This window comes from Bradyrhizobium dasycarpum (assembly GCF_042019905.1).
GTDB classification, from domain to species: Bacteria; Pseudomonadota; Alphaproteobacteria; order Rhizobiales; family Xanthobacteraceae; genus Bradyrhizobium; species Bradyrhizobium japonicum_B.
Window position 1 is genome coordinate 2341259 of sequence record NZ_CP169574.1, and the last position, 21656, is coordinate 2362914.

The window sequence follows — 21656 nt, forward strand, 5'->3', positions numbered from 1 at the left end:
GGCGTCAAGGGGCGAGGCTCGGCCGAGACGATCATGACGGATAATCCCCCGCCAGCGCGCCGAACAGGATCACGGCGGCGGTCGTGGGAGCGCCGCCACGGGCAAGCTGCTCGGCCAGCTCGGCAATGGTGGTGCGGACCAGCCGCTCGTCGGGCCGACCGAGGGATTCGGCGACTAGCGCCGGAGTGTCCGCGGCGAGGCCGTGCGCGATCAATTTTGCGGCAAGCGCCGGAAAGGTGCGCCGGCCCATATAGACCACGGTCGTCGCCTCAGGATCGGCCAGCGCCGCCCAGTTCAGATTCGGCGGCAGCTCGCCGGTGACGTCGGCGCCGGTGATGAACTGCACCCGGCGCGAGGTGTGGCGCCGCGTCAGGGGAATGCCGGCTTGCGCGGCGGCGACGCAGGCCGAGGTGACGCCGGGAACGATTTCATAGCCGATGCCAGCCTCGCGCAGCGTCTCGATCTCCTCCTCGAGCCGGCCGAAAATGCCGGCATCGCCGGACTTCAGCCGCACCACGCGCGCCCCTGTCGCGGCATAGTCGACCAGCAGGCGGTTGACGTGATGCTGCTTGGTCGAGGGCCGCCCCGCACGCTTGCCGACCGCGACGAGATTGGCGCCCGGCCGGGCGAGATCGAGGATCGCGCCCGAGGCGAGATCGTCATAGAGCACGACGTCGGCCTCGCGCAGCCGCGCGGCGCCCTTGAGCGTGAGCAGCTCGGGATCACCGGGGCCGGCGGAGACGAAGGAAACGAACCCGCTCACCGGTCCTCCGCGATCAGATGAAAGAAGGTGCCGCTGACATGGCCGCGCTGCGAGCCGGTCTCGGCGATGACGGCGCCCGTTGCATCATGCACGACCGCCAGCGGCGTGTCAGGCTGAGCGAGAATGGTCGAATAGTGGAACTCGTGGCCGCGCAGACGCGCGCCGGGACGATGTCCCGGCATCGGCGCCGCGAGCGCCGCAAGGCGATAGCCCAGATGCATGCGGCGTTTGGCAAAGCTGGTCTCGAGGCCAAGCAGGCCCGTCATCTCATGGCGGACACCTTCCGCGTCGGTCAACCCGGTCCCCAGCACCATGTAGCCCCCGCACTCGCCATGCACGGGCCGCGTCTCGGCGAAGGCACGAAGGCCGCTGCGAAAGCGTGCATTGGACGCGATCCTGCCGGCATGAAGCTCGGGATAGCCTCCCGGCAGCCAGCACACATCAGCGCTCGCGTCCGGCGTCTCATCGGCCAGCGGCGAGAACGGCACGATCTCGGCGCCCGCCGCGCGCCAGGCTTCCAGCATATGCGGATAGACGAAGGAGAATGCGGCATCACGCGCCAGCGCAATGCGCTGTCCCGGCGGCGCCACGTTCAGGCCGCTCACCGCCGCTTGCGGCGACCAGGCCGCGGCCGCGCGCAGCACCGCATCGAGATCGACATGCTCGGCGACGAAGCGCGCGGCCTCGTCGATCAGCTTGCCGATCTCCGCCTGCTCCTCCGCCTGCACCAGGCCGAGATGCCGCTTCGGCAGGCTGATCTCGGCATGGCGCGGCAGCGCGCCGAACACGGCGATGCCGGCATCAACGAGCGCACGGCGCACCAGGGCTTCGTGGCGCGGGCTGGCGACGCGATTGAGCACGACGCCGGCAAGTCTGACGCCGGGACGATAATCACGCAGGCCCGCGGCGATTGCGGCGGCGGTCTGCGCCTGGCCCGAGGGATCGATCACCAGCAGCACCGGCCAGCCCAGCATCTCCGCGATGTCGGCGGTGGCGCCGGTGCCGCAGACGCCGCGCGCGGCGACGCCGTCGAACAGGCCCATCGAGCCCTCGGCAAGCACGATATCGGCATCCGTGCCGCGGCCAACGAGGTGCAGGATCGTCCCGCGATCCATCGCCCAGCTGTCGAGATTGACGGAGGCACGTCCCGTAGCGGCGGCATGAAAGGCCGGATCGATGTAATCCGGCCCGCTCTTGAAGCACTGCACGTTCAGGCCGCGATGGCGAAAGGCCCGCGCAAGCGCCAGCGTCAGCGTGGTCTTGCCGACCCCGGAGGCCGGTGCGGAGATGACGAGGCCGGCCGGCATCACGACGCCTCCGGAAAGCGCGGCTCGGCGCCGACCGGCCGATAGCGGCGGTCGTAGTCGGCCGCATAGAGACGGCTGTCGTCGAAATCCGCAGCGCCAAGCGTCCTTCCGACCAGGATCAGCGCGGTGCGCTCCATCTCCGTGCCGACGGCGGCATTAAGCGTCGCCAGCGTCGCGCGCACGATGCGCTGGTCCGGCCAGCTCGCGCGCCAGACGATGGCGACCGGGCAATCGCCGCCATAATGCGGCGTGAGCTCGACCACGATCTGATCGAGCAGGTGGATCGACAGATGGATCGCGAGCACCGCGCCGGTTGCGGCGAACGCGGCCAGCTTCTCGCCGTCAGGCATCGCACTGGCGCGGCCCGGTGTGCGCGTCAGCACCACCGTCTGGGCAAGACCCGGCAGCGTGAGCTCAAGCTCAAGTGCGGCCGCAGCGGCGGAGAAGGACGGCACACCTGGCGTGACCGTAAAGGGAATGCCGAGCGCGCGCAGGCGGCGGAGTTGCTCGCCCATCGCGGACCAGATCGAGAGATCGCCGGAATGCAGCCGCGCGACGTCCTTGCCGTCTGCATGCGCGGCGGCCATCTCCGCGATGATGTCGTCGAGCGACAGCGGCGCCGTGTTGACGATACGCGCGCCGGGCGGGCAATGCGCCAGAACGCCCTCGGGCACGAGTGAGCCCGCATAGAGACAGACCGGACAGGCCGCGATCAGGTCACGACCGCGCAAGGTCAGCAGATCAGGTGCGCCCGGCCCGGCGCCGATGAAATGCACCGTCATGCGCCATCTCCTTCCGCGATCGCGGCGGTTGCGGTGCGATCCTGCGAAATCACGCGCGTCGCAATCAACCGGGCCCGAGGACCGGCCGCCGCGAGCGCCGCGGCTTCTGCGACCGACCCAGTCCCGAATTTTTCAACGACGAGCTTTGACTGCGTCGGCGTGTCGACGATCGCAAGCACGTCCGCCGGTACACTCTTAATCGGCAGGCCACATTCTCTCGCGAGCTGCTTCAGCGGCTCCGCATCGGCCTTGTCGCTGACCGTTGCTACCGCGGCAAGACCTTCAGGTCCTCCGGCCGCCACAAGCGCCTCCCGCAACGAAGCCAGCGTGACATCCGCTCTGAATCCGAGCCCGGCCACCCTCATCGGACTGCGCTCCACTGCACTACCGGCCGCGCCGCCTCCCAGGACCGGTAACGACCGAGCGGGCCAGCATGCGCGATCTCCACCCGCATCAACTCGCCGCCGTGGCGCTGATGCAGCTCGCCAAGCAGCGCTTCGGTCTCCAGCGTGACCGAATGTGCAACGAGCCGCGTTGCCGGCGCGAGGCGCGACCAGATCGCATCGAACATCGCGCCGTCGAGTCCGCCGCCAACGAAGACGGCATCCGGCACTTCCAATCCAGCAAGAGCTTCCGGCGCCCTCCCCGTGACGACGGCGACCCGATGCGCCAGTCCGAACGCGGCTACATTCTTGCGAATATTCGCGGCGCGATCCTCGCGCGGCTCGATGGCGGTCGCCGTCCCCCGCACAGCGCCCACTCGACAGAGATCGACCCCGAACCGGCGCCGACATCCCACAGTCGCTCGCCCGGACGCGGCGCCAGCGCCGAGAGCGCGAGCGCGCGAACCGGCCGCTTGGTGATCTGGCCGTCGTGAATGAACAGATCGTCTGGTAGACCCGAGCTGCGGGGAATGCCCTGTCCGCCCATCGCCTCAATGGCGATAGTGACCAGGGCTCCATCGTGATCGCCGGCGAAACGGTCGGCGCGACATTCTCTGACGCTTTCGCGCGGTCCACCGAGGGCGGCGAACATCCAGAAGGTTGAGGCGCCCCATCCGCGCTCGCTCAACCATTTTGCGAGATCACTTGCCGCCTTCCCATTGCGCACGAGGCAGATGATGCGCGCACCTCGCGCCAGATGCGGCACGAGACGCTCGAACGGGGCGGCATGGAGCCCGAGGCAGACGAGGAATTCGAGCCGCCAGCCCAGTCGCGCCGCAACCAGCGAAAATGTCGACGGCGCGGAATGCGCGATCCACTCGCCGGCTTGCAGCTTCTCAGCAAGGCCGGCCCCCGCGCCGTGCCAGAACGGATCGCCGGAGGCCAGCACGACGGTCGGACTACCGCGGCAACTCAGCACCGCATCGGCGTTGAAGGGCACGGGCCACGCACGGCCGCGACTGCCGACGTCCACGAGCGCAAGATGGCGCTCACCGCCAAAAACAGTTTCCGCGTTGGCGAGCGCCTTTCGGCTTGCCTCCGACAGCCCGGCAAGGCCATCTTCGCCGATACCGATGATGGTCAGCCAGGGATCAGACACGATGCGCGCCCTCATACTGGGCGGAACGGCCGATGCGAGCCTGCTCGCCGCAGAGATCGCGCGCGCCGGGCTTGACGCCATTTACTCCTATGGCGGCCGCACCCGCACGCCTGCCGATCAGCCGCTGCCGACCCGCATCGGCGGCTTCGGCGGCGTGAGCGGGCTGGCCGACTACATCCGCCGCGAAGGCGTCACCCACGTGATCGACGCGACGCATCCCTTCGCCGCGGAAATGAGCCGCAACGCCGTTGTGGCTTGCGCCGAGACGAGCACGCCTTTGATTGCGCTGGAGCGCGCGCCCTGGGCGAGGGCCTCCGGCGACAATTGGATCGACGTCGCCGATATCAACACCGCCGTCGCCGCGCTGCCCGAGGCGCCCGCAAACGTGTTCCTCGCCATCGGCCGCCAGCATATCGCGCCGTTTGCGACGAAGCCGCAGCACAGCTACACGCTGCGCTTCGTTGATCCGCCCGAAGCGCCGCTGCCCTTTGCAGCCGACGTCATCGTATCGCGCGGACCGTTCACGCTTGATAGCGAGCTCGAGATGCTGCGTTCGCGCGGCATCGCCTGGATCGTCGCCCGTAACTCCGGTGGCGACGGCGCGCGCGCCAAGATCGACGCGGCCCGCACGCTCGCCCTTCCCGTGGTCATGATCTCGCGACCGGCGCTGCCCGAGCGGCGGCGGGTCGAGAGCGTCGCTGACGTCATGCAATGGCTCGGTCATTCGACCCGTCTCGGCGCATAGACCCAACGGCCGACGCGGCGTGTCTGCGAATTGCCGACGATCACCAGCGTGCGCATGTCGGCCATTTCTGGCGTCGCTTCATTCAGCGTCACGATCTCGATCTTCTCATCAACCGCGCTGATCGCGCGCGCGAAAATCACGACGCGTTCGCCGCAACCCGCGTCCTTCAGCACCACAAGCGCGCGGCCAAATCCTTCCGGCCGGCTTGCCGAGCGCGGATTGTACATCGCAATGGCAAAATCGGCCTCGGCCGCAAGACGCAAGCGCTTCTCGATCACGGCCCAGGGCTTGAGATTGTCGGACAGGTTGACGGCGCAGAAATCGTGGCCGAGCGGGGCGCCGGCGCGGGCGGCGGCCGCCAGCATCGCGGTGATGCCGGGCAGCACACGGATCGGAAGCGCCTGATATTGCGGCGCCTGTTCGAGCGCCTCGAACACGGCGGAAGCCATCGCGAACACGCCGGGATCGCCGGAGGACACGACGACCACCTGCCCGCCGTCGGAGGCAAGCTGCAATGCCTCGCGGGCGCGCTGCAGCTCCTCGCGGTTATCCGAAGGATGCAGGGTGAGCCCCGCTCGCTGCGGCACGCGCGCGACGTAAGGCGCGTAGCCCAGAATGTCGGTCGCGGACGCAAGCGCAGCCGTGACCTCAGGCGTCACCAGCACATCGCTGCCCGGCCCGAGGCCCGCGATGGTCAAGGATCCCGTCATTCGGCGGCGCCCAGATGCCGGCCCTTGCCGTGAACCAGCACGATCGCGAAATAGGGACAGTCGGCGGCGTCGATCTCGGCCAGCCGCACCACGCGCTCGCCCGGCATGGTGCCGCGCTCGACCAGCCAGGCGTCATCCAGCCGGCCGGCTGAGCTGAGCGCACGGCGTACCTTTGCAAGATTGCGGCCGGTCTTCATGACGACGAGCGCATCGGAATCGCGCATGTGCCGTTCGAGCTCGTCTTCGGGAAGCGTACCCATCAGCACGGTGGTGACGTCGTCGCCGAGCGCGATCGGCTGTCCGACGCCGTTCCAGCAGCCGACCATGCCGGGAATGCCCGCGATCACCTCGATCTCGACACGGCCTTGCAGGCGCGTATGCAGATGCATGAACGAGCCGTAGAAGTAGGGATCGCCCTCGCAGAGCACGACGACATCGACCGCGCGCGCGAGCCGCGCCAGGCGCTCGGCCCATTCATCGTAGAAACCGGCGAGCAAGTGGATGTATTCCGGACTGTCGAATGCGATCTCCGTCGTGACCGGATATTCCATGGGATATTCGGTGACGCCGGCTGCCAGCATGCCCTCGACGATGCGCCGGGCCTGGCCTGGCCTTCCCTTCTTGCGGAAATAGGCGACGTGGCTGGCGCCGCGCACGGTGCGATCGGCGCGCACGCTCATCAGATCAGGGGCGCCGGGGCCGAGACCGCAGCAGATGATGCGTCCCATCGCTATTCGCTCCGGCTCGCCAGCGCGTTCACGGCGGCAACCGTGATCGCGGAGCCGCCGAGGCGGCCTTCGACGGTCAGCGCCGGCGCCGGCGGATCGGCCATCAGCGCGGCCTTGGACTCGGCCGCGCCGACGAAGCCGACCGGGCAGCCGATGATCGCAGCCGGCCGCGGGCAGTCACGATTCTCCAGCATGTTGAGCAGATGAAACAGCGCCGTCGGCGCGTTGCCGATCGCAACGATCGCACCGGCGAGATGCGGCCGCCACAGCTCGAGGCGCCGCGGCCGAACGGGTGTTGCGCATCGATTGCGCAAGTGCGGGCACGGTCTCGTCGCCGAGCGTGCAGATGACGGGGTTGGCCGCGGGCAGCCTCGCGCGCGTGATCCCTTCGGAGACCATGCGCGCATCGCACAGGATCGGCGCCCCGTTCTGCAAGGCCGTGCGCGCGGCTATCGCCATGCCTGGCGTGAAGCGGACATGCGACTCCAGACCGACCATGCCGGCGGCGTGGATCATCCGCACCACCACCTGCTCCTCGTCCGGCGTGAAGCGGGCAAGATCGGCCTCGGCGCGGATGGTGGCGAAGGATTGCCGGTAGATCGCCGCGCCGTCGGTCTCGTAAGTATGCGGCATCAGTTCCCTCCCACCAGAATGGAGGGATCGCTGACGATGTCGACGCCGTTGAGGCCACGCAGCACCGGCTCATCGCGCGTCGAGCCGCCGCGGACGAGATCGAAGCCGGCGCGCGTCGCGACCAGCGTGACCGCGGCCGTGCCGGAATGGGCGCAGCCCTTGCCACAGCCCGAGACGTGCAGCCGCGCATCGGCGGCGATGCGCGGGGCGAGCGCCGCGGCCAGCGCGCGCGTATCGGCATGGGCCTCGCGGCAGCGCGGCGCGCCGCTGCAGGCGATGACGCGCAGCGCAGGATCGAACGGCTCGGTGATGAGACCCGGCGCGCTCGGCATCTCGCGCCTGGCTTCGCTCAACAGCATCCGCCAGGGCGTCATACGCAGAGCGTGTCCGGCGAGCTGGTGCAGCGTCGTGTGCAGCATCTGCCCGAACGCGACGCCGACCATCGCGCCTTGCGGATAGTGCCCGGGCCGCGAGGCGGCCATCACGGGCGCAGGCTCGGCCTCGCCGTGCAGCGATTGGGGCAATACCGCACCTGACGCGATGTGCGCCGCCATCCGCCCTCGCCCACCCCTGGCGCCACCGGAGACCAGGAACCAGCTTGCGAGCGCCAGCGCCGTGCTCACGGCATCGCCGCGCGCGACGGAGCGGCCAAGCCTCGCACCGTCGGCCCGCACCAGCAGATGGCCCAGGCGATCGCGCTCGATGCGGATGTCCGCGGAATCGCCGGCGAGCACCCGCGACCTGCCGTCATCGATGGCGAAGCCGAACTTGGTCGGAAGCGCGAGGCCGCACTCGGCGAGCGCCTCCTCGAGCTCCGCGGCGAGCGACTGCGTTTCGTCGCCGCCGCCCCAGAACGGCGTCACCAGAATGTTGCGGCGGGCTTCGATCTCGGTGTCAGGATCGAGCAGCCGCAGTTTTGCAAGGCCATCGAGCAGCGGCCGATGGCTCTGCTCGCTGACGCCTCTGATCTGGAGATTGGCGCGGCTCGTGACGTCGATCAGGCCATTGCCGTGTCGCCCGGCGAGCTCGGCAAGCCCGGTGATCTGTGGCGCGTCAAGGCGCCCGCCGAACGGGCGCACCCGCACAACGAACCCATCGCCCGACAGCATCGGGCGTAGCGCGCCGGGACACCAGCCCTTGACCGCGGCCGCACTCATGAGGCCTCCCGCAGCGCCGCCGCGATCGAGTTGCGGCGCGTCTGCCAGAGTGCCGCATCATGCAGGCGCGCAAAACAGGTCTCCATCGCGGCAAGCGCCGACGGATTTTCGCGCGCCATGAAGGCGCGGACGTCGTCATTGCCGAGCGTCGCATCGAAATAGAGATCGAACAGATGCGGCGGCACGGCGCCGGCAAGATGGGCGAACGCGGCCATGTGCTCCAGCGTCGCGGTGATCTCGGCGGCGCCGCGGAAACCATGGCGCATCATGCCGGCGATCCAGGCCGGGTTGGCGGCACGCGCCCGGACGACGCGGGAAATCTCCTCGGTCAGCGTACGCGCATGCGGCTGCTCGGGGCGTGCCGTGTCGAGGTGATAGAGCGATGGTCCTGCCGCACCGAGATGCGCTGCGGCGGCCGCCACGCCGGCTTCATGCGCGGCATAATCGGCGGCGAGCAGCAGGTCGGTCTCCGGCAAATCCTGGACGTGGACGAAGGCATCGGCAGAGCCAAGCCGCGCCTCGATCCCGGCGCGATCGTACTGCATCTCGCCGGCGGCCGAGAATGCCCAGGACGAGGCCGACAGCCAGGCTTCGCCGGCCGCCTCACGCGTCTCCGGCGTGAACGCGTCGGGGATCGCCGAGAGGCCGACGCCATATTGTCCGGGCCGCGGCGCGAACACGCGCGAGGCGCGGTGGCGATACGGATTCTCCTCGCCCTCGTCCTCGCGCGCGGCGAGCGCCTCGGAGGCGGCCTCGAACAATTGGGCAAGGCCGGAAAAGACGTCGCGGAACAGGCCCGAGACCCGCAGCGTGACGTCGATGCGGGGGCGGCCGAGCTCCGCCGGGGCGATGATGTCATATCCGGTGACGCGGCCGGATGCGTGATCCCAGCGCGGCGCGAGGCCGGCCAGATGCAGCGCCATCGCGAACTCCTCGCCCGCCGTGCGCATCGTCGCCGAGCCCCAGAGATCGACCACGAGGCCCTTCGGCCAGTCGCCATGATCCTGCAGGTGACGGCGCAGCAGCTCCTCCGCGAGCTTTATCCCCTGCGCATGTGCCGACGGTGTCGGCACCGCACGCGGGTCGACGGCAAAGAGATTGCGCCCGGTCGGCAGCACGTCCTGGCGACCACGATAGGGCGAGCCCGACGGTCCCGGCGCGACGCGCTGGCCGGCAAGCGCAGCAAGCAGCGCACCGCGCTCGGCGTCACCGCAGGCACCGCGGCCGAACACATGAAGGCCGTCGCCGAACTGGCTTTCCTTGAGATCGCAGACGAAGCGATCGATCCGTGGAATCGCTTCGGCCGGCGCCGCCGATGCGTCGAGGCCGAGATCGTCTTCGAGACCGGCGGCACGCGCTTCGTCGCGGATCGACGCGATCAGCCGCTGGCGGCGTGCGGGATCGAGGCCATCGGCGGTCGAATATTCATCGAGCAGACGTTCAAGCCGCCGCAGGCCTTCCGGCACCGCGGATTGCGCGAGCGGCGGCGGCAGATGGCCGATCGTGACCGCGCCGATGCGGCGCTTGGCCTGCGCGGCTTCGCCGGGATCGTTGACGATGAAGGGATAGATGACGGGCAAATCGCCGACCAGCGCTTCCGGCCAGCACGCGGACGACAGCGCGACGGATTTTCCCGGCAGCCATTCCAGCGTGCCATGCGCGCCCATGTGCAGGACGACATCGATCCGCTGCGCGCGGAGCCAAAGATAGAACGCGACATAGGCGTGGCGCGGCGTACGGGCGAGATCGTGGTAATCGGCATCGCGCGTGACTGCATCGCCGCGCTCGGGCTGAACCGCGATGATGGAGCGGCCGCACGCGATGGCCGCGAAACGGAACGCGCCGTCGCGGCAGCTCGGATCGTCTTCCGGCGCGCCCCAGGCCTGCGCGAGATCGTCTTGCAGGGATTGTGGAAGGCGCGAGAGGGCCGCGCGGTATTCTGCAACGCTCCAGGTGAGCTTTTGCTTCAACAGCGTCTCGCCGAGCGCATCAACCCGCGCGACATCGAAACCAGCCTCGGCGAGATCCGACGTCAGGACTTCCACCGAAGCCAGCGCATCGAGCCCTACCGCATGGGCGATCTGATGCGGCCGGCCCGGATAGTTCGAGAGCACGATCGCCAGCCGCTTCTCGCCGACAGGCTTCTCCGCAAGGCGATGCCAGGCCACAACGCGCGCGGCGACGGCCTTGACGCGCTCCTCGTCCGGCCCGTGCGCTAGATGGGCGAATTGCAGATCGGGGTCGCGCATCGCGGCCGACTTGAAGCTCACAACGCCTGCGAACAGCCGGCCGTCGACCTCGGGCAGCACCACATGCATCGCGAGATCGCCGGGCGAGAGACCTCGCAGCGACTCTGCCCAATCCTCGCGCCGCGCCGTCGAGAGCGCGACCTGGAACACCGGGCACGAAGCTTGATCGAACGGCGTCGCGCCGTCGTCGCCGATGGCCGAGAATGCCGTCGCGTTGACGATCGCGGCCGGAGGATGTTGCGCGAGATGCGTGCGCAACCAATCGGCGACGCCGTGCGCTTTCAACGAGGTGACAAACGCGCCGTAGGAGTCAAAGCCCCTCTCGCGCAGCGCCGCGATCAGCGCATCAACCGGGGCCGTGTCGGCAGCGGTGAGATAGGAGCGATAGAACGTCACCAGCGCGAGCGGCCTGCCCGCACCCGAGGCCGGCGCAGCAATGACGCCGCGCGCGGGATCGTAGAAGCCCATTTCCGGCACAGTCAGCTCGCCGGTAACGGGCCCCGCATAAAGTCCCGAGGCCAGCGCGAGCTGCGCGATCGCCGCTTGCGCGGCGACCGGACCGCCGGTGTCGCAAAGCACCTTGAGCCGGCGCAGCGTCGACACCGGCAAGGTCGAGTAGGAATCGAGCCGCGCGTCATCGCGGCCATCGCCCGGCAGCACGGCGAGCACGATGTTGCGATCCTTTGCGAGTTGCTGGAGCGCAGCGAGCCCGTACGGCCAATAGGATTCGCCGCCGATCAGCCGCACCAGAATGCCGCGCGCCTGCGACAGCGTCTTCTCGAGATAGGTGTCGACCGACAGCGGATGCCGCAGCTCCGCGAGATTGGCGAGCCGCAGCGACGGCAGGCTATCGCGGCCACGGCGCCAGCCGGCCGCGAAGGCGGCAAGGTCGGAATCCGAATACGAGAGCACCACGAGATCGGCCGGATCCTGGCCGATGTCTCTGGGCGTCGCGGTCTCCTCCAGACCGCGGCTCTCGCGGAAGACGACGTGCATCAGACACCAAGTCCCGACCTGATCGCGGCCTCGTCGATATCGCCGTGCTCGCCGATCACGACGAGCTTGGACTGCCTGAGACCTGCGCCCCAGGGCTTGTCGAACTGGTGGCGCACGCGCTCGCCCACGGCCTGAAGCAAGAGACGCATCGGCTTGCCCGCGACCGCGATATAGCCCTTGGCGCGCAGCACGTTCTGCTCGCGCGCCAGGCGCTGCACGGAGGCAACCAGCGCATCGATGTCGGTGACTTCCGGAAGGTCGATCACGACGGAAGCGAAATCATCATGCTCGTGCTCCTCCTCGCCGTCATGATGCGAGGGGCGCGCGGCGAGATCGTTCTCCGCGGCAGCGCCGAGGCCGAGGATGACGCGGGCGTCGATCGCGCCGTCGGTGATGGGCAGCATCGGCACGCGGCGCGGCATCTCGGCAATGATCGCGGCCTTGGCCGCTTCGATGCCGGCGGCACCGGCAAGATCGGCCTTGGTCAGCAGCACGATGTCGGCGCAGGCGATCTGGTCCTCGAACACTTCCGACAGCGGCGTCTCGTGGTCGAGATTGGCGTCGGCCGCGCGCTGCGCCTCGACGGCGTCAGGATCGGGCGCGAAGCGGCCCGCCGCCACGGCCTCGGCATCAGCGAGCGCGATCACGCCGTCGACCGTGATGCGCGAGCGGATCTCTGGCCAATCAAATGCCTTCAGCAGTGGCTTCGGCAGCGCCAGGCCCGAGGTCTCGATCAGGATGTGATCCGGCCGCACCGGCCGCGCCAGCAATTGCTCCATGGTCGGAATGAAATCGTCGGCGACGGTGCAGCAGATGCAGCCATTGGCGAGCTCGACGATGTTCTCTTCCGGACAGTTCGCATCGGCGCACGACTTCAATATCTCGCCATCGACGCCCTCGCTGCCGAACTCGTTGACGAGCACTGCGAGCTTCCTGCCGCCGGGGTTGGCGAGCAGATGCTGGATCAGCGTCGTCTTGCCGGAGCCGAGGAAACCGGTGACCACCGTGACCGGAACTTTTGCGAGCGAGCTCATTCGGCGGCCTCCGGCACGATTGCGATGGGGGAATGCGGGCAAGCGACTGCTTGCGGAAGATTTCGGGGCGGCTGCGCCAGGGCACGAGGCCATCAGGCGCGGCCGCATAGGCCGCAGCGCCTGCGACCACGTCCTGCGCATTCGCATCCGACAGGCGGCCATAGACATAGGACCAGCGACCGGGCGCGCTCAGCGCGACCGAGCAGCCCTGGCTGCAGGCCGAGAGGCATTCGACGGGAACCACATTGACGCCGTCGGGCACGCCAGCCTCGAGGATCGCACCGTGCAGGCGCTTGCCGGGCGTGGTCTCGCCCTCGCCAAGCGTCTGGCCGGCACGGCAGGTGATGCAGACATGAAGTGTGACGGTCATCGCCTCTTCCAGATAACAGCGGGAGGCGATGAGGCACACGGACCATTCGTCAGAAGGCCCGTTTCCCCGTCGCGGAACACCCCGTCCGCCGGTCCAAAACTCGTCCGCGCTGGCAGGTCTCCCGGCTTGCGGAGCAGGGTTTTGCCCTTCGATCCCCGCCTTCCCGATTCCTGGGGAATCAGTGGCTTTGGGCATCTCTCCGGTCACGGTCGCGGGGGCGGCTGCATTTTGGATCCAAATCTTGCCGATTCGGACCCTATCGCATTCCCTCTTCGCCTGTCATAGGACAGGAACCAACGCCGGGCCACCATTTGCCGGTGGCCGCCTCTTGTCAAGCCGAAGGACCGGATCCAATGACGCCTGAACCGGACACCCAAACACCTGAGGAAACCGACGCCAGGCACGCCCAGAAAATGGCGAAGAAGAAAGCCGCCCGCGACAAGATCATGGCGACCAAGAGCGGCGAAAAGGGCCTCATCATCGTTCACACCGGCGCCGGCAAGGGCAAGTCGTCCTCCGCCTTCGGCATGATCGTGCGCTGCGTCGCCCATGGCTTCCCCTGCGCGGTCGTGCAGTTCATCAAGGGCGCCTGGGACACCGGCGAGCGGCGCCTGCTCACCGGCCATTTCGGCGAGCTCTGCCAGTTCCACGCCATGGGCGAAGGCTTCACCTGGGAGACGCAGGACCGCGCCCGCGACATCGCCGCTGCGCGCGCCGGCTGGGAGAAGGCCAAGGAGCTGATATCAGATGAGAACTTGCGCATGGTCGTGCTCGACGAGATCAACATCGCGCTGCGTTACGACTATCTCGACATCGCCGAGGTGGTCGACTTCCTGACCACCTCGAAGCCGCCGCTGACGCATGTCGTGCTCACCGGACGCAACGCCAAGGACGAGCTGATCGAGATCGCCGATCTCGTCACCGAGATGACGCTGGTCAAGCATCCCTTCCGCTCCGGCATCAAGGCGCAGGCCGGCGTCGAGTTCTGATGCCGATGGCACGTGCGCTGATGATCCAGGGGGCCGGCTCGGACGTGGGCAAATCGCTCATCGTGGCCGGCCTTGCGCGCGCCTTCACCCGGCGGGACCTGCGCGTGCTCCCCTTCAAGCCGCAGAACATGTCGAACAACGCGGCCGTCACGATCGATAGCGGCGAGATCGGACGCGCGCAGGCGCTGCAGGCGCTCGCCGCCGGCGTGGAGCCGCACACCGACATGAACCCGGTGCTGCTGAAGCCCGAGACCGATGTCGGCGCCCAGGTCATCGTTCACGGCAAGCGCATCGCGACAGTGCGCGCGCGCGACTACGCCGCGATGAAGCCGTCATTGATGAGCGCGGTGCTGGAGAGTTTCGAGCGGCTGAAGGCGCGCGCTGACCTCGTGCTGGTCGAGGGTGCCGGCAGTCCGGCGGAAGTCAACCTGCGCAAGTCCGACATCGCCAATATGGGTTTTGCCCGCAAGGCCGACGTGCCCGTCGTGCTGGTCGGCGACATCGACCGCGGCGGCGTCATCGCGCAGCTCGTCGGCATCAAGACGGTGATCGACCCCGAGGATGCCGCGATGATCCAGGGCTTCGTCATCAACAAATTCCGCGGCGATCCCACCCTGTTCGACGATGGCTACAGGCTGATCGAACACAAGACCGCCTGGCGCGGCTTCGGCGTGCTGCCCTGGTTTGCCCGCGCCGGCGAGTTCCCGGCCGAGGACGCGCTCGGCCTGAGCGACGCGCGCAAGCCCGGCCAATGCAAGATCGCGTGCTTGGCGCTGTCGCGCATCGCCAATTTCGACGATCTCGATCCGCTGAAGCTGGAGCCAGGCGTCGATCTCGTGATGGTGCGCCCGGGTGAAGCGATTCCGGGGGACGTCCGCCTCGTCATCATCCCCGGTTCGAAATCCACCCGCGGCGATCTCGCCTTCCTGCGCGCGCAGGGCTGGGACATCGACCTGCTCGCGCATCATCGCCGCGGCGGCCACGTGCTCGGCCTCTGCGGCGGCTACCAGATGCTGGGGCGCAGCGTTGCCGACCCTGATGGCATCGAGGGCCCCGCAGGCGATACGCCCGGACTTGGGCTGCTGGATGTCGAGACGGTGATGAGCCCGCAGAAGACGCTGACGCGTGTCGCGGCCGTGCATGCCGCCACGAACCACCCGATCGAGGCTTACGAAATCCACATCGGGCGCACCGACGGACCGGATCGCACCCGCCCCTTCGCAAAGCTGAACGGCGAGCCGGAGGGCGCGATCTCGCGCGACGGCCGCGTGCAGGGCAGCTATCTGCACGGCTTGTTCACGTCGGATGATTTCCGCAAGGCGTACCTGGCAAGGCTCGACATTCCCGCCGGCAACGAGCCCTATATGGGCCGGGTCGAAAGCGCGCTCGAGGCGCTGGCCGATCACATCGAGAAACATCTCGACGTCGATGGCCTGCTCGCGCTAGCGCGCTAGCACTTCGGCAAGGCGCGTCCATTCGGCTTCGCTGCCGGGAAGCCCGAGGCGCAGCCATGTCGGCTCTCGCGCAAACACGCGCGACCAGATATGGCCATGAGCCAGCTTCTCCTGCGCAGCCAGCGCGTCAGGCGTCCGGTAAAGACGAAACAGCGGCGTACCGCCGATCGGGGTCCAGGCTTGCGCGCGCGCCATCTCGTCGAGGCGGACGCAGTCGCGCGCGAGCCGCGCCGACGTTGCTTCGGCCCAGGCTTCATCGCGCAAGGCACCGCAGCCGATTGCGATTGCTGCGCCCGAGACCGGCCACGGGCCCGAGAGCTCAGCGAGCCTGGCGATGTCGGCGGCATCGCCGAGAGCAAAGCCCAGCCGCAGGCCGGCAAGCCCGTAGAATTTTCCAAACGAGCGCAGGACCAGCAGCCCCGGCCGATCCGCTTCGGATGCGAGCGACAGCATCGGAACGGCGTCGGCAAAGCTCTCGTCGATCACGAGGCGGCCGACGCGCGGCAGCAGTGCCAGCAAATCCTTCGGCGCATGATTCCGGCCGTCGGGATTGTTGGGATTGACGACGACGGCGAGATCCGCACCGGCCAGCGCGTCGAGCTCGCCAGCCTCCTGCACATCCCAGCACGCGGCCGACAGCACGCCTGCATACTCATTATAGGTCGGCGCGAGAATTTGCGCGCGGCCGGGCGGCGCGAGCTGCGGCAGCAATTGAATGGCGGCCTGCGCGCCGCCGAGCGCGATGATCGGCGCGCTGGTGCGATAGGCGTGCCGCGCGGCATGATGCAGAGCGTCGATCTCGGCGCGCGAGGGCAGCGCGCTCCACGCGCGCGCACTCACCTCGCCGACGGGATAAGGCAACCGGTTGATGCCGGTCGACAAGTCGATCCAGTCCTCGGCGCGTCCACCAAAACGCTTTTGGGCTTGATCGAGATTTCCGCCGTGCTCGCGCATGCCCCGTTCTTTCACGCGAAGGCCAGGATCGCAAGCACGCCGGCGAGCAACAGCATGGCGCGGCGATAGACCGTCAGTCCCTCGCTGATATCCGCGGCAAGCGGATCGCGCGCGCCCTCGTTGAGCCAGGGTTCGTTCGTGATGCTGCCATGATAGATGCGGGGACCGCTGAGGCGCACGCCGAGTGCGCCGGCCATCGCCGCTTCGGGCCAGCCGGCATTCGGCGAGCGGTGACGGCGCGCATCCCGCGTCATGCAGGACAGCGCCTCGGACCGCCTTGGCGCCAGCAGCACGAACAGGAACCCGGTCAGACGCGCCGGAATGAAATTGGCGACATCGTCGATGCGTGCCGCGGCCCAGCCAAAGGCTTCGTGCCGCTCGCTGCGATGGCCGATCATGGAGTCCAGGGTGTTGATGGCCTTGTAGCCCAGAATGCCGGGAAGGCCGAACAGCGCGCCCCAGAACACCGGGGCGACGATACCGTCGGAGGTGTTCTCGGCAAGACTCTCGATCGCCGCACGCGCGATGCCGGCCTCGTCGAGCGCCGCGGGATCGCGACCGACGATCCGCGAGACCGCCGCGCGGGCGCTGGCGATATCGCCGGCCAGCAACGGGGTCGCGACCGCCGCGACGTGATCATGCAGCGAGCGCAGCGCGACCAGCGGCCAGGCCAGCATGCCGATCAGCACGATCTCGATCCAACCTTCGGGTAGCAACGACTGAATCATCCAGCCGAGCACGACGGAGGCTGCAATCACCAAGAGTGCTCCGGCGATGCCGGCTGCGCGGCGCAGCGCCGGGGGATCGGAGGCGCGATTCCAGCCGCGATCGATGGCCGCAATCAGCCGCCCCAGCCAAGTCACGGGATGGCCAATCCGCGCGAACAGCCATGTCGGCCAGCCCAGGAAGGCATCCACCGCCATCGCCACCACCATCGCGCCCGCAAAGCTCAACCCTGCCTCCTGTCCTGCCCCTGTTGCGCAAAGCAAGGCGCGAGCGCAAGCCCCTCCATGCCCGATTTCGGCTTTGTCTTTGGCCGCGTTTGGTGATTAGTCAGGCCCAAAGGAGACCTTGATGGCCGTCATCTTGATCACGGGCGGAGCACGATCGGGCAAGAGCAAGCGCGCGGAAATGCGCGCGCGCGCCTTTCCCGGGCAGCCCGTCTATGTCGCAACGGCCGAGGCGCTCGACACCGAGATGGAAGCACGTATCGCCAAGCATCGCGCGAGGCGCGGAACCGACTGGATCGAGCGTGAGGTGCCGCTCGATCTCGTGTCCGCACTGGTCGCGAGCGATGGCGGCGGCGCACGGCTGGTCGACTGCCTGACGCTGTGGCTCTCCAATTTGATGCATGCGACGCGCGACTGGGAGCATGACGTGACCGAACTCGCCGGCGCCCTGCCCCGTTTGAACAGCCCCGTCGTCCTCGTCACCAACGAAGTCGGCCTCGGCATCGTGCCCGACAATGCGCTGGCGCGCAGTTTTCGCGATGCCGCCGGGATCATGAACCAGATGATCGCGGCCGCCGCCGATGAGGTCGAGTTCGTCGTCGCCGGCCTTCCCATGAAACTGAAATGACGCCGCGCGCCGAGATTCTCAAAGACATTGTCGCCGATCTCAGGGTGGCGGCATCGTTCGTGACGATCCTTCCCGTGGCATCGTCGAAGCCGGCAGGTGACGGCGCAATCGCGCGCGCGACCTGGGCGCTCCCCGTCGCGGGACTGCTGGTCGGCCTTGCCGGCGCTTTCGCCTACAAGGGCGCCATGTGGTTCGGGCTGACGCCGAGCCTTGCTGCCCTGCTCGCCCTGGTTACGACCGCCCTCATCACCGGCGCGCTGCACGAAGACGGTCTTGCAGATACCGCCGACGGGCTCGGCGGCGGCCGCACGCGCGAGCGCAAGCTGGAGATCATGCGCGACAGCCGCATCGGCACCTACGGCGTCTGCGCGCTGATCCTCTCATTCGGCCTGCGCTGGAGCGCGCTCGCGACCATCGCCGATCCGGTTGCCGTCGCACTCGCGCTTTGCGCCGCGCATGCTGCTGCCCGCGCCGGCGTCCCGGCCTTCATGGCCCTGGTCCCGCCCGCCCGGCCGGACGGTCTGTCGGCAAGCGCCGGCGCGCCGCCGGGCCGGAGCATCGCCCTCGCCTTTGCCGTCGGAATGCTTTCGCTCGTCCTGGCTTTGGGGCCGGGCAAGGCGCTGGTCGGCCTCATCCTGCTGTCGCTCGCCGGATTGATGCTGGCGCGGCTTGCGATCCGCCAGATCGGTGGGCAGACCGGCGACATCCTCGGCGCGTTCGAACAGCTGGGCGAGATCATCATCCTGCTGGTCGCCGCTTCCTTCCAGATCGGAGGCTGACCTCATGGTCGAATTCGACGACAGCTTCCGCCGGCAATTGCGCGAGCTGTTCGTGTGGCGCCGCGACGTGCGCCGCTTTCGCACCGATCCGCTGCCGGACGGCGCCATGGACCGCCTGATCGAGACCGCCTGCCTCTCGCCCTCGGTCGGCCTCAGCCAGCCCTGGCGCTTCGTCATCGTCGACGATGCCGCGCGCCGCCGCGCCGTGATCGACGATTTCAGGGCGTGCAACGCCGATGCGCTGAGCTGCTATTCCGGCGAGCGCGCCGCACGCTACGCCACGCTGAAACTGTCGGGCCTCGAGCAGGCGCCCGGACATCTTGCGGTGTTCGCCGACAAGACCGGCGACATCGGCCACGGTCTCGGCCGCGCCACCATGCCGGAGACCACGGAATATTCCGTGGTGGCCGCCATCACCGCGATGTGGCTCGCCGCGCGCGCGGAAGGCATTGGCCTCGGCTGGGTGTCGATCCTCAATCCGGATCGCGTGCACGCCATCCTCGACGTGCCAGATGGCTGGAAGTTCATCGCCTATCTCTGCATCGGCTATCCGGAAGCCCAATGCGACCAGCCCGAGCTGGAGCAGGCGAAATGGGAGTATCGGCGCGGAGCGGATGAGTTTACGCTGCGGCGTTAGCCCGCCGGACGATGCTCCGTCGTCGCGAGCGCAGCGACTTGTCCCGCCGAAGCCTTGGCGAAGGCGGAAGCAATCACAGGGCGTTACAAGACGCCGTCGAGGGGACTAAGTTCGAAACAGCTGCTCTCGGGCCGCGTACGAATACGGTATCGGGCTGCCAAACGCTGCGAATGGCGTCGCGCAAGGCGCGCTGCCGCCGCCGTCGCGGCCGCGCCGCGTGCTGCTGGTCGACGACGATCCCGTCAATTGCGAGGTCGGGGAAGCGATCCTGAAGCGGCTCGGCCATCACCCCACGATCGCCAGGAACGGCGCATCGGCCGTCGCGCTCGCCCGCGATCGTCCGTTCGACGTCATCCTGATGGATCTGCACATGCCCGACATGGACGGCGTCGAGGCTGCGACCCGGATCGGCGCACTCGATCTGCCAAACGTCCCGCGCATCATCGCCGTGACGGCGGACGTATCGTCCAGCGCGCGCGAGCGGCTCGCGGACGCCGGCATCGTCCGGATCATCAGCAAGCCGATCCTGATCGGCGCGTTGCGCGAGGCGATCGAGAACGATCCGGAAGCCGAGCCGGCCGCCGCGCAGCTCGCCGCGGGCGCATTGATTGACCGGCAATTTCTCGACGACCAGCGGGAGCTGCTGGGCCCGACCCAGATAGCAAAGCTGTACCATCTGCTGCAGGCAACCAGCGACGGGCTGATCGCCGACATCGTCGGCGCCGCGGCGGCTGGCGATCACAAGCAGCTGGCGCGTTCCGCGCACCAGCTCGGCAGCGCCGCCGCCGCGCTCGGCCTCGTCCGCCTGTTCGAACGCTGCCGCGAGGTCGAGCTGGCGGCGCCCTCGTTCTCTCCCGCCGAATGCGAAAATGCCGCGCACGAGCTCGCAGCGCTTCGGGAGGCCTCGATGAAGGCATTGGACGAATTGCTACGGCCGGAAGAGCAGCGCACCGTCGGCTAAACATCGCCTTCGACACGCCATGCACAAAATTGAACTCGACGCGAGCAGCTGGAAAACCGCTCGAGATTTTCGACGCGCGCTCAAGGTCGCGATTGGAGCGCCGGAATGGCACGGCGACATCTTGGGAGCATTTCTCGATCTCGATGTTCGGCGGCGGGATGAATGGTCTCGAGCCGCCCTATGTGATCACGATCGCAAACTCGGTCGCGCTGGCGCCCGAGCTGACACAGATGCTTCACGAGTTTGCGTTGGCGATAGCGGAACACGATCCGCGCAGGCATGTGCGCATCGGCGCGGACGTGGACATTCGGATCGTGATTGAGAGCTGATATGCGCAGGTCCACAGATATCCGCCTCAACGCGCCTGCACGCCCTCGTCCTCCCGCCCGAACCGCTCAACCAGGAAGTCGATGAAGAGCCGCACCTTCACCGACAGATGCCGCGTCGGCGGATACACCGCATAGAGCGCGAGCGGCGGCGCGGCATAATCGCCCAGCACGGTTCGCAGCTCGCCCCTCTTCAAGGCATCGGCAGCGATGAACTCCGGCAGCAGCGCCAGCCCCCTGCCCTTGATCGCGACGTCGCGCAGCATCTCGGCGTTGTTGACGCACAGCGACCAGGCCGGCTGGATCCAGTGGTCGCCGTCGCGGCCCGTGAGCTTCCACTGATTGCCGGTCAGCAGGAAGCCGTAGGTCAGCGAATTATGCTCGCGCAGATCCTGCGGATGTTTTGGCGTGCCGTGCCGCGAGAGATAGTCCGGCGACGCGCAGATCATGCGCGCCACCGGCATGATCTTTCGCGCGATCAGGCTCGACGATTCCAATTCCGCGATCCGCAAGGTCACGTCGAAGCCGTCCTGGACCGGATCGAGCAGATCGTCGCTGAGCACGATCTGCAGCTGCAGCTCCGGGTATCGCGCCATGAAATCGGCGAGCACCGGACCGAGCCGCATGGTGCCGAACGACATCGGTGCGTTGACGCGCAGCAGCCCGCGCGGCGCCGACTGCGCCTGCGTCACCGCCTGGTCGGCCGCCTCGACCTCCGAGAGGATGACGAGCGCGCGCTCGAAATAGCGCTTGCCGTTCTCGGTCGGGCTAGCGTGCCGCGTGGTCCGGATCAGCAGTTGGACGCCGAGGCTCTCCTCGAGGTCGGCGATGTACTTGCTGATCGCCGAGCGCGACAGCCGCAGCTGCCGGCCGGCTTCCGCGAAGCTGCCGCTTTCCACCACCTTCACGAAGGCCCGGAGGCTGCCGAGCTTATCCAAGGGCCGCCTTTGCCGATTGTTTCC

19 protein-coding genes, 4 pseudogenes and 1 riboswitch are annotated in these 21656 nt (G+C 68.2%); of the genes and pseudogenes, 8 read left to right on the forward strand and 15 right to left on the reverse strand.

Features of this window, described 5'->3' with window-relative positions; translation table 11 throughout:
• Window positions 1-31: 31 nt before the first annotated feature.
• The 5 genes and pseudogenes from cobA to cbiE form a co-directional block, all read right to left on the reverse strand.
• Window positions 32-763, reverse strand: coding sequence for a uroporphyrinogen-III C-methyltransferase (gene cobA / locus ACETMP_RS11580; protein WP_375161048.1), 732 nt, complete (start codon window positions 761-763; stop codon window positions 32-34).
• Complete coding sequence (locus ACETMP_RS11585; protein WP_375161049.1) at window positions 760-2070, reverse strand: cobyrinate a,c-diamide synthase; 1311 nt, start codon at window positions 2068-2070, stop codon at window positions 760-762. Before ACETMP_RS11585 ends, cobA begins: the two co-directional genes overlap by 4 nt.
• Entirely contained in the window at window positions 2070-2852 is a 783-nt protein-coding gene (gene cobM / locus ACETMP_RS11590) for a precorrin-4 C(11)-methyltransferase (RefSeq protein ID WP_375161050.1), read from the reverse strand. The genes ACETMP_RS11585 and cobM overlap by 1 nt, the downstream gene beginning before the upstream one ends.
• Complete coding sequence (locus ACETMP_RS11595) at window positions 2849-3217, reverse strand: cobalamin biosynthesis protein (protein WP_375161051.1); 369 nt, start codon at window positions 3215-3217, stop codon at window positions 2849-2851. The genes cobM and ACETMP_RS11595 overlap by 4 nt, the downstream gene beginning before the upstream one ends.
• Window positions 3214-4394, reverse strand: a pseudogene (cbiE, locus tag ACETMP_RS11600) (precorrin-6y C5,15-methyltransferase (decarboxylating) subunit CbiE). Before cbiE ends, ACETMP_RS11595 begins: the two are co-directional and overlap by 4 nt.
• A 1-nt stretch (window position 4395) precedes the next feature.
• Between cbiE and ACETMP_RS11605 the strand changes: the two are divergent.
• On the forward strand, window positions 4396-5139 hold the full coding sequence (locus ACETMP_RS11605; protein WP_375161052.1) for a cobalt-precorrin-6A reductase: 744 nt from the start codon (window positions 4396-4398) through the stop codon (window positions 5137-5139).
• Here the strand turns inward: ACETMP_RS11605 and cobJ are convergent.
• The 7 genes and pseudogenes from cobJ to ACETMP_RS11640 form a co-directional block, all read right to left on the reverse strand.
• Window positions 5115-5849 carry a precorrin-3B C(17)-methyltransferase gene (cobJ, locus tag ACETMP_RS11610; protein ID WP_375161053.1) on the reverse strand — a complete coding sequence of 245 codons (735 nt, stop codon included), beginning with the start codon at window positions 5847-5849 and terminating at the stop codon, window positions 5115-5117. The two genes, ACETMP_RS11605 and cobJ, sit on opposite strands and share 25 nt — an antisense overlap.
• A complete protein-coding gene (locus ACETMP_RS11615; RefSeq protein ID WP_375161054.1) occupies window positions 5846-6577 on the reverse strand; it encodes a precorrin-2 C(20)-methyltransferase in 732 nt (243 codons plus the stop codon). Before ACETMP_RS11615 ends, cobJ begins: the two co-directional genes overlap by 4 nt.
• A 2-nt stretch (window positions 6578-6579) precedes the next feature.
• Window positions 6580-7210 (reverse strand): annotated as a pseudogene (locus ACETMP_RS11620) (precorrin-8X methylmutase).
• Complete coding sequence (cobG, locus tag ACETMP_RS11625; protein ID WP_375161055.1) at window positions 7210-8367, reverse strand: precorrin-3B synthase; 1158 nt, start codon at window positions 8365-8367, stop codon at window positions 7210-7212. The pseudogene ACETMP_RS11620 and the gene cobG overlap by 1 nt, the downstream one beginning before the upstream one ends.
• The gene (gene cobN, locus ACETMP_RS11630) at window positions 8364-11612 is read right to left on the reverse strand and encodes a cobaltochelatase subunit CobN (protein ID WP_375161056.1); all 3249 of its coding nucleotides are present in this window, start codon (window positions 11610-11612) and stop codon (window positions 8364-8366) included. Before cobN ends, cobG begins: the two co-directional genes overlap by 4 nt.
• Window positions 11612-12646 carry a cobalamin biosynthesis protein CobW gene (cobW, locus tag ACETMP_RS11635; protein ID WP_375161057.1) on the reverse strand — a complete coding sequence of 345 codons (1035 nt, stop codon included), beginning with the start codon at window positions 12644-12646 and terminating at the stop codon, window positions 11612-11614. Before cobW ends, cobN begins: the two co-directional genes overlap by 1 nt.
• Window positions 12643-13016: pseudogene (locus ACETMP_RS11640) on the reverse strand (DUF1636 family protein). The gene cobW and the pseudogene ACETMP_RS11640 overlap by 4 nt, the downstream one beginning before the upstream one ends.
• A gap of 93 nt (window positions 13017-13109) precedes the next feature.
• A riboswitch (cobalamin riboswitch) is annotated at window positions 13110-13329 on the reverse strand.
• Between the two features lie 40 nt (window positions 13330-13369).
• Between ACETMP_RS11640 and cobO the strand changes: the two are divergent.
• Together cobO and ACETMP_RS11650 are read left to right on the forward strand one after the other, a co-directional pair.
• A complete protein-coding gene (gene cobO, locus ACETMP_RS11645; protein ID WP_375161058.1) occupies window positions 13370-14005 on the forward strand; it encodes a cob(I)yrinic acid a,c-diamide adenosyltransferase in 636 nt (211 codons plus the stop codon).
• Window positions 14006-14010: 5 nt separating this feature from the next.
• Complete coding sequence (locus ACETMP_RS11650; RefSeq protein ID WP_375161888.1) at window positions 14011-15459, forward strand: cobyric acid synthase; 1449 nt, start codon at window positions 14011-14013, stop codon at window positions 15457-15459.
• On the opposite strand, the gene cobD is transcribed toward ACETMP_RS11650, so the two are convergent.
• Window positions 15448-16413, reverse strand: a complete 966-nt coding sequence (cobD, locus tag ACETMP_RS11655) for a threonine-phosphate decarboxylase CobD (RefSeq protein ID WP_375161059.1) — start codon at window positions 16411-16413, stop codon at window positions 15448-15450. The genes ACETMP_RS11650 and cobD overlap by 12 nt on opposite strands.
• A gap of 11 nt (window positions 16414-16424) precedes the next feature.
• The gene (gene cbiB, locus ACETMP_RS11660; RefSeq protein WP_375161060.1) at window positions 16425-17366 is read right to left on the reverse strand and encodes an adenosylcobinamide-phosphate synthase CbiB; all 942 of its coding nucleotides are present in this window, start codon (window positions 17364-17366) and stop codon (window positions 16425-16427) included.
• Between the two features lie 121 nt (window positions 17367-17487).
• On the opposite strand from cbiB, the gene cobU reads away from it, so the two are divergent.
• The 5 genes and pseudogenes from cobU (at window position 17488) to ACETMP_RS11685 (ending at window position 20697) form a co-directional block, all read left to right on the forward strand.
• Window positions 17488-17991, forward strand: a complete 504-nt coding sequence (gene cobU, locus ACETMP_RS11665) for a bifunctional adenosylcobinamide kinase/adenosylcobinamide-phosphate guanylyltransferase (protein ID WP_375161061.1) — start codon at window positions 17488-17490, stop codon at window positions 17989-17991.
• Window positions 17988-18770 (forward strand): adenosylcobinamide-GDP ribazoletransferase, encoded by a 783-nt coding sequence (gene cobS / locus ACETMP_RS11670; RefSeq protein ID WP_375161062.1) that lies wholly within the window; start codon window positions 17988-17990, stop codon window positions 18768-18770. The genes cobU and cobS overlap by 4 nt, the downstream gene beginning before the upstream one ends.
• A 4-nt stretch (window positions 18771-18774) precedes the next feature.
• Entirely contained in the window at window positions 18775-19407 is a 633-nt protein-coding gene (gene bluB / locus ACETMP_RS11675) for a 5,6-dimethylbenzimidazole synthase (protein ID WP_375161063.1), read from the forward strand.
• 148 nt (window positions 19408-19555) lie between these two features.
• Window positions 19556-20368: pseudogene (locus ACETMP_RS11680) on the forward strand (response regulator); the annotation flags it as partial.
• Between the two features lie 143 nt (window positions 20369-20511).
• On the forward strand, window positions 20512-20697 hold the full coding sequence (locus ACETMP_RS11685) for a hypothetical protein (protein WP_375161064.1): 186 nt from the start codon (window positions 20512-20514) through the stop codon (window positions 20695-20697).
• 26 nt (window positions 20698-20723) lie between these two features.
• Here ACETMP_RS11685 and ACETMP_RS11690 read toward each other — a convergent pair whose 3' ends face one another.
• Window positions 20724-21632 carry a LysR family transcriptional regulator gene (locus ACETMP_RS11690; protein WP_375161065.1) on the reverse strand — a complete coding sequence of 303 codons (909 nt, stop codon included), beginning with the start codon at window positions 21630-21632 and terminating at the stop codon, window positions 20724-20726.
• Window positions 21633-21656: the final 24 nt, after the last annotated feature.